Annotated in this window: 6 protein-coding genes and 1 pseudogene; 3 read left to right on the plus strand and 4 right to left on the minus strand. The window is 68.1% G+C overall.

Translation table 11 applies throughout. The features are described 5' to 3' along the window. Positions 1-71 precede the first annotated feature (71 nt). Both AC6LJ2_RS20835 and glpK read left to right on the plus strand, forming a co-directional pair. Positions 72-1,526: a DHA2 family efflux MFS transporter permease subunit gene (locus tag AC6LJ2_RS20835; protein WP_263915501.1), complete on the plus strand. Its 1,455-nt coding sequence runs from the start codon at positions 72-74 to the stop codon at positions 1,524-1,526. Then, the gene (glpK, locus tag AC6LJ2_RS20840; RefSeq protein WP_498152085.1) at positions 1,513-3,036 is read left to right on the plus strand and encodes a glycerol kinase GlpK; all 1,524 of its coding nucleotides are present in this window, start codon (positions 1,513-1,515) and stop codon (positions 3,034-3,036) included. Before AC6LJ2_RS20835 ends, glpK begins: the two co-directional genes overlap by 14 nt. Positions 3,037-3,099: 63 nt before the next feature. Here glpK and AC6LJ2_RS20845 read toward each other — a convergent pair whose 3' ends face one another. The 3 genes from AC6LJ2_RS20845 to AC6LJ2_RS20855 all read right to left on the minus strand — a co-directional run bounded on the left by AC6LJ2_RS20845 (position 3,100) and on the right by AC6LJ2_RS20855 (position 5,211). Next, positions 3,100-3,555 (minus strand): SMI1/KNR4 family protein, encoded by a 456-nt coding sequence (locus AC6LJ2_RS20845; RefSeq protein ID WP_498152086.1) that lies wholly within the window; start codon positions 3,553-3,555, stop codon positions 3,100-3,102. 130 nt (positions 3,556-3,685) lie between these two features. Further along, positions 3,686-4,276 carry a hypothetical protein gene (locus tag AC6LJ2_RS20850; protein ID WP_498152087.1) on the minus strand — a complete coding sequence of 197 codons (591 nt, stop codon included), beginning with the start codon at positions 4,274-4,276 and terminating at the stop codon, positions 3,686-3,688. After that, positions 4,276-5,211, minus strand: a complete 936-nt coding sequence (locus tag AC6LJ2_RS20855; RefSeq protein WP_263915505.1) for a LysR family transcriptional regulator — start codon at positions 5,209-5,211, stop codon at positions 4,276-4,278. The genes AC6LJ2_RS20850 and AC6LJ2_RS20855 overlap by 1 nt, the downstream gene beginning before the upstream one ends. A 211-nt stretch (positions 5,212-5,422) precedes the next feature. Between AC6LJ2_RS20855 and gtdA the strand changes: the two genes are divergently transcribed. Next, positions 5,423-6,475: a gentisate 1,2-dioxygenase gene (gene gtdA, locus AC6LJ2_RS20860; protein WP_498152088.1), complete on the plus strand. Its 1,053-nt coding sequence runs from the start codon at positions 5,423-5,425 to the stop codon at positions 6,473-6,475. A gap of 23 nt (positions 6,476-6,498) precedes the next feature. Here gtdA and AC6LJ2_RS20865 read toward each other — a convergent pair. After that, a pseudogene (locus AC6LJ2_RS20865) lies at positions 6,499-6,625 on the minus strand (fumarylacetoacetate hydrolase family protein); the annotation flags it as partial.

Genomic DNA, 6,625 nt, shown 5'->3' on the forward strand with positions numbered 1-6,625 from the left:
ACCCGGAGTTTACTGCACGCGGGACCGGGCCCCGGCGTTACAATCTTTTGGCTCCAACGCCCCCTCCCGCCATGTCCGCAGAATCCGCAGCCGCAGCCAATCCCGCTCCCCCTACCACCCCGGACGCGGTGCGCGCGGCGCGAATGATTCCCTTCATCGTGGGCTGTGCGCTGTTCATGCAGATGCTGGACGCCACCGTGGTGGCCACCGCCCTGCCGGCCATGGCCCGGGCCCTGGGATCGACCCCGGTGCGGCTGAACGTCGCCATTACCTCGTACCTGCTGTCGGTGGCCGTATTCGTGCCCGTCAGCGGCTGGGCGGCAGACCGCTACGGCGCGCGCCGGGTGTTCGTGGCCGCCATCGGCCTGTTCACGCTCAGCTCGGTGGCCTGCGCCCTGTCGCAGGACCTGCCCCAGCTGGTCGTCGCCCGGGTCATCCAGGGCATGGCCGGGGCCATGATGGTGCCGGTGGGGCGCATCATCCTCTTGCGCACCGTGCCCAAGCAGGACCTGCTCAAGGCCATGTCGTTCCTGTCGATCCCGGCGCTGCTGGGGCCGGTGATCGGGCCGCCGCTGGGCGGCTTCATGGTCACCTACATGTCGTGGCACTGGATATTCCTGATCAACATCCCCATCGGCGTGCTGGGCATCGCCCTGGTGCTGCGCTTCGTGGCCGAAATCAAGGAAGAAACCGCGCCGCGCCTGGACTGGCTGGGCTTTCTGCTCAGCGCCGTGTGCCTGGCCGCCCTGGTCAGCGGCTTCGAGGCCATCGGCCGCGACGTGATGCCGCTGCCTGCCCTGCTGGGCCTGATCGCGCTGGGCGCGGCCTGCGGCCTGGCCTATGGCTGGCACGCGCGGCGCATCGACTACGCCATCATCGACCTGTCGCTGATGCGCATCCCCACCTTCGCCATCTCGACGCTGGGCGGCAACCTGTGCCGCTTCGCCGTGGGCGCCACGCCCTTCCTGCTGGCGATGCTGCTGCAGGTGGGCTTCGGCCTGTCGCCGTTTTCGGCCGGCCTGATCACCTTTGCCAGCGCGGCCGGCGCCCTGCTGATGAAATTCGTCGCCACCCCCATCGTGCGCCACTTCGGCTTTCGCCGCGTGCTGACCGTGAACGCCGTGCTGACCGGCATCTTCATCATGGTGTGCGCCACCTTCACGCCGGCCACGCCGGTGTGGCTGCTGATCGCCATCCTGCTGGTCGGCGGCTTCTTCCGTTCGCTGCAATTCACGGGGGTAAATACGCTAACCTATGCCGACATCCCCCCTGCCAAGATGAGCCGCGCCAGCAGCTTTGCCGCCATGGCGCAGCAACTGGGCATCAGCCTTGGCGTGGGTGTGGCCGCCGTCACGCTGAACATCAGCATGACGCTGCGCGGCGCCGAAACACTGGCGGTCGGCGACGTCATCGCCGGCTTCATCGTCATCGGCCTGCTGTGCGCGGCCTCGGTCTTTTCCTTTAGACGCCTCGATCCTCTGGCCGGGGCACACCTGAACGGCGCCAAACAAAGTGACGACGAATGAATTTGTCCTAGCCCTGGACCAGGGCACCACCAGCTCCCGCGCCATCGTGTTCGATCGCGACGGCGTGGTGCGCGGCATCGGCCAACGCGAATTCCGCCAGCACTATCCGCGGCCGGGCTGGGTCGAGCACGACCCCGGCGAAATCTGGCACAGCCAACTGGACGTGGCCCGCGAAGCCTTGCGCAACGCCGCCGCCAGCGCCGCCGACGTGGCCGCCATCGGCATCACCAACCAGCGTGAAACCACCCTGATCTGGGAACGCGCCACCGGCCGCCCGCTGGCCCGCGCCATCGTCTGGCAGGACCGTCGCACGGCGCCGCTATGCGACCAGCTGCGTGCGGACGGCCACGCCGACTTCCTGCAGGCGCGCACGGGCCTGGTGCTGGACGCCTACTTCTCGGGCACCAAGCTGGCCTGGCTGCTGGACCACGTGCCCGGCGCGCGCCAGAAGGCCGAGCGCGGCGAACTGGCCTTCGGCACGGTCGACACCTGGCTGGTGTGGCAACTGACGGGCGGCGCGGTGCACAGCACCGACCCCAGCAACGCGTCGCGCACGATGCTGTTCGACCTGCATACGCAAGACTGGAACGACGAGATCCTGGCGCTGCTCAACATTCCGCGCAGCGTGCTGCCAGCCATCGCGCCCAGCAGCGCGGTGGTGGGCGAGGCCCTGCCCGAATGGCTGGGCGGCTCCATTCCCATCGCCGGCGTGGCGGGTGACCAGCAGGCCGCCACCTTCGGCCAGGCCTGCTTCAAGCCGGGCATGGCCAAGAACACCTACGGCACTGGCTGCTTCATGCTGATGAACGTGGGCGACCAGCCGGTGCAGTCGCGCAACCACCTCCTGTCCACCGTCGGCTGGGGCCTGCCGGCGCAGGGCCAGGCCGGTTGGCAACCCACCTACATGCTGGAAGGCGGCGTGTTCGTGGCGGGCGCCGCGGTGCAGTGGCTGCGCGACGGGCTGGGCATCATCCAGCGGTCCGAGGAAATCGAATCGCTGGCCGCCAGCGTGGCCGACACCGACGACGTCTTCATGGTGCCGGCCTTTGCCGGCCTGGGCGCGCCGCACTGGGACCCTTACGCCCGCGGCACGCTGGTGGGCCTGACGCGCGGCACCACCCGCGCGCACATCGCCCGCGCCACGCTCGAATCCATCGCGCTGCAAAGCGCCGAACTGCTCACCTGCATGAACGGCGACAGCGGCATCGCGCTGACCGAGCTGCGCGTGGACGGCGGCGCCGCCCGCAACGACCTGCTGATGCAGATGCAGGCCGACCTGCTGGGCGTGCCCGTGGTGCGCCCGCGGGTGCCGGAATCCACCGCGCTGGGCGCGGCCGGCCTGGCCGGGCTGGCGGTCGGCTTCTGGTCCGGCCAGGATGAATTCGCGTCCAAGTGGCAGGCCGAACGCACGTTCGAACCGTCATGGCCGCAATCGGTGCGCGACGCCCGCATGAAGCGCTGGCGCCAGGCGGTGGAACTGTCCAAGGGCTGGTCCAACAGCGCCAACTAGGCCAACCGGACGGCGGCTACGGCCGCCGCGCCTGCGCCTGCATCACGCGCCGCGCAGCCATGCTCACGGATTCTTGCCGGCGACGCCATACAAGCGCGCTCGAAAAATCTCGAATGAACGGTCGATCAGATAGATGTTCCCGCCGTCCGGGTCATAAAGGTAGATATGACCGTAGTCTGAGTCACGTAAAGACAGAAATATCGGGTGTCCCCCCGCGTCGTATGCAAAAGGGACGAACGTCCACTTCGCCCAAGTACCAAAGCCACCCCTACTCGGCACGATATCTCCATAATCTTCGACGAGCATCTCGATGGACAACATCCCGTACTTGATTGGATTGAACCCATGCACATCGAGTCCCCATCTGCCTGCTTCGACATCGTCCTCATGTGGAGCGCCGCCATTGTCACGCATGTAATGCTGTCGGAAAGAGACCGGGAGAGTTCGGCTGAATAGAGCCTCGAAGCGACGGAACTCATCGTCGGTGAGCGGTTCATCCTGATCAACTAACTCAGCCATTTGTCATATCCTTCACGCCGGAAAAACAATCATAAGAGCGATGGTTTCGCTGCGACCCAGATCGGCGACAACTCGCACCATTCAACAATATCGCCAAGTCTGATCTGATTGTAGGCCGGTGATCAGCGGCTCAACACCGCCGCGCCTGCGCCCGCATCACACGCCGCGCCATCTGGTAGCCCGCGAACACATAGAACGCATTGCTGTTCATCAGCAGCCAGGCGCCCGAGCCGCCGAGCAAGGCGACCACCGGGCCCACGGCCCGCATATCCCCTTGCGACCAGGCGATCAGCCCGAGGACGCCGCTGGCCGCCAACGTCAGCGCAGTGCGCTTGAGCAGCACCAGGCCGAACGCGTGGCCGCCCATGAAAGCCACCACGCCGATGGCCAGCGCCAGTGCGGTGACCGCGCAGGCCAGCACCAGCGCAAAGGCCGCCAACGCCGGCCCCGCGGGGCGCAGCAGCAGGCTCAACAGGCCGATGCCCACGCCGATGCCGCCCACCATCGTCAACACCGCCAGCACCAGCGGCGACCACAGGCCGGGCGGGGTCTGGCGCGCGTCCACGTCGGCAATGAAGCGGTGCATGGCGGTGGACGTGGCAGCGGCGCGGTGCTCCCGCTCTGGCGCCGCGCCATCCTCGCGCCCGGCCTCGTCCCGCAGCGCCGCTTCCAGCTTGCGGCACTGCGCGATCAGCGCGTTCAGGCCCGGGCTGGATGCCATCACAGCCTCGTCACGCCCGGGGCGTGTTCGGCCACCGTGTTGCGCAGGGCCGCCATGGCTTGCTGCACGGCGGCCGGGCGGAAGGCGTCTTCGCGCCAGTACATCGCCACCGAGCCAAAACCCGACAGCCGCACCGGGATGATGCGCATCGCCTTCATCTGCGCAAAGCGCAGCGCGGCGCGGTGCGAGGCCACGCCGATCATGTCGCTGTTGTTGATCAGCGTGAGGTTGATGGTCACCGAATTGGATTCCACGTGATCCGCGGGCGGCGCCTGCCCGGCCGCGGCCAGCGCAGCATCGACTGCGTTGCGGATCGGCGTGCCCTTGGGCCAGAGGATCCAGCGGTACGACAGCAGGTCCGGCCAGCCCGGCTGTTCCAGCGCGAACAGCGGATGGCGCGGCCGCGCCACCAGGTGGATCGGTTCAAGGTACAGGGCTTCGAAGCGGATGGCGGGGTCGTGGTGCTCGGGCGCCGAGCGGCCCACCACGATGTCCAGGTCGCCCTGGGCCAGTTGCGCCAGCAGGCGGTCGGTGGTGCCTTCCACCAGCTTCACGCGGGCCTGCGGCATGCGCTCCAACAGTTTCAGCACCGCCAGCGGCACGGTGTCGGACGCCGAAGCGCCCGATGCGCCGATCACCACCCGGCCGCCGCCGCCTTCGCGCAGCGCGGCCATGTCCGCGCTGGCGCGGTCCAGCTGCGCCTCGACCCGCTGCGCATGCGCGATCAGCACGTCGCCATGCGGCGTGGGCCGCAGGCCGCGCGCGTGGCGCTCGAACAGCGGCAGGCCGATATCGTCTTCCAGGTCCTTCAGCCATTTCGACAGGCCCGGCTGGGTCGTGTTGAGCATGGCGGCCGAGTGGCTGATGTTGCGGGTCTGGGCCAGGCTGAGCAACATTTTCAGGTTGCGCAGGCGCAGGCGGTGGGTCCAGTCCATGGCGCCCTCTTGTCTCTTGTGAGGTGTCGTACGTGAGCCGGGCGGCGCCGTACGTATATGGTTATTGGTATGGATAATAAGATAATTTCATTTCAAAACACATAGCTCGTTCCGCATAATCGTCTCCCTATCAGGCCCCGCCGCGCCCCTTGCGACGGCGGGCCATGCCGACAAGAAGGCCGGCCCCGACGCCGGCCCAGGAGACAAGACCATGCCCGACGGCCATCCCCCCGGCGCGGACCGCGCTGCCTATTACGCGCGCATCGCGCAGAAACACATGGCGCCCCTGTGGGAATCGCTGCACAACCTGGTGCCGCGCCACCCCGCGCCGCGCTGCGTGCCCGCCCTCTGGAAATACGACGACGTGCGCGATGACGTGCTGGCCTCGGGCTCGCTCATCAGCGCCGAAGAGGCCGTGCGCCGCGTGCTGATCCTGGAGAACCCCGGCCTGCCCGGCCAGGCCAGCATCACGCAAAGCCTGTACGCCGGCCTGCAACTGATCCTGCCCGGCGAAATCGCGCCCAGCCATCGCCACACCCAGTCGGCCCTGCGCTTCATCGTCGAAGGCCGCGGCGCCTACACCGCGGTCAACGGCGAACGCACCACCATGCACCCGGGCGATTTCATCATCACGCCGTCCTGGACCTGGCACGACCATGGCAACGCCGAAACGGTCGACGGCGGCGAGCCGGTCGTGTGGCTGGACGGCCTGGACATTCCGCTGCTGCGCTTTCTGGACGCGGGCTTTGCCGAGAACTACCCGCAGGCCACCCAACCCGTCACGCGCCCCGAAGGCGACAGCATGGCGCGCTTTGGCCACAACATGGCGCCCGTGCGGCATCGCGCGGCCGGCGGCACCTCGCCGATCTTCAACTACCCCTACGAGCGCAGCCGCGAAGCCCTGGATTCGCTCTACCGCCACGGCGAACTCGACCCCTGGGACGGCGTGAAGCTGCGCTACCTGAACCCGGCCACCGGCGGCTACCCCATGCCCACCATGGCCACCTTCATGCAGCTGCTGCCCGCGGGCTTTCAGGGCAAGCCATTTCGCAGCACCGATTCCACCGTCTACAGCGTGGTGGAAGGCCGCGGCACGGCCCGCATCGGCGACGCCGAATTCCACTTCGGCCCGCGCGACGTGTTCGTGGCGCCGTCGTGGCTGCCGGTGCAACTGGCGGCGCTGGACGACGCCACGCTGTTCAGCTATTCGGACCGCCCGGTGCAGGACGCCCTGGGCCTGTGGCGCGAAGAGCGCATCGCCTGAACGCCCCGCGTTTCCCGCTTCATGTCGGCCGGCTTGCAGAAGAAGAAAGGCGGTTCGCGGTCGGGGTCGAAGCCCATCTCGCGGGCATGCGCGGCGTAGTTGCGGCCCACGCAGTAGACGCGGCGCACGGGGAAGCAGTCGGCGCTGCCG

The organism is Achromobacter sp. 1014246743 (assembly GCF_059760725.1).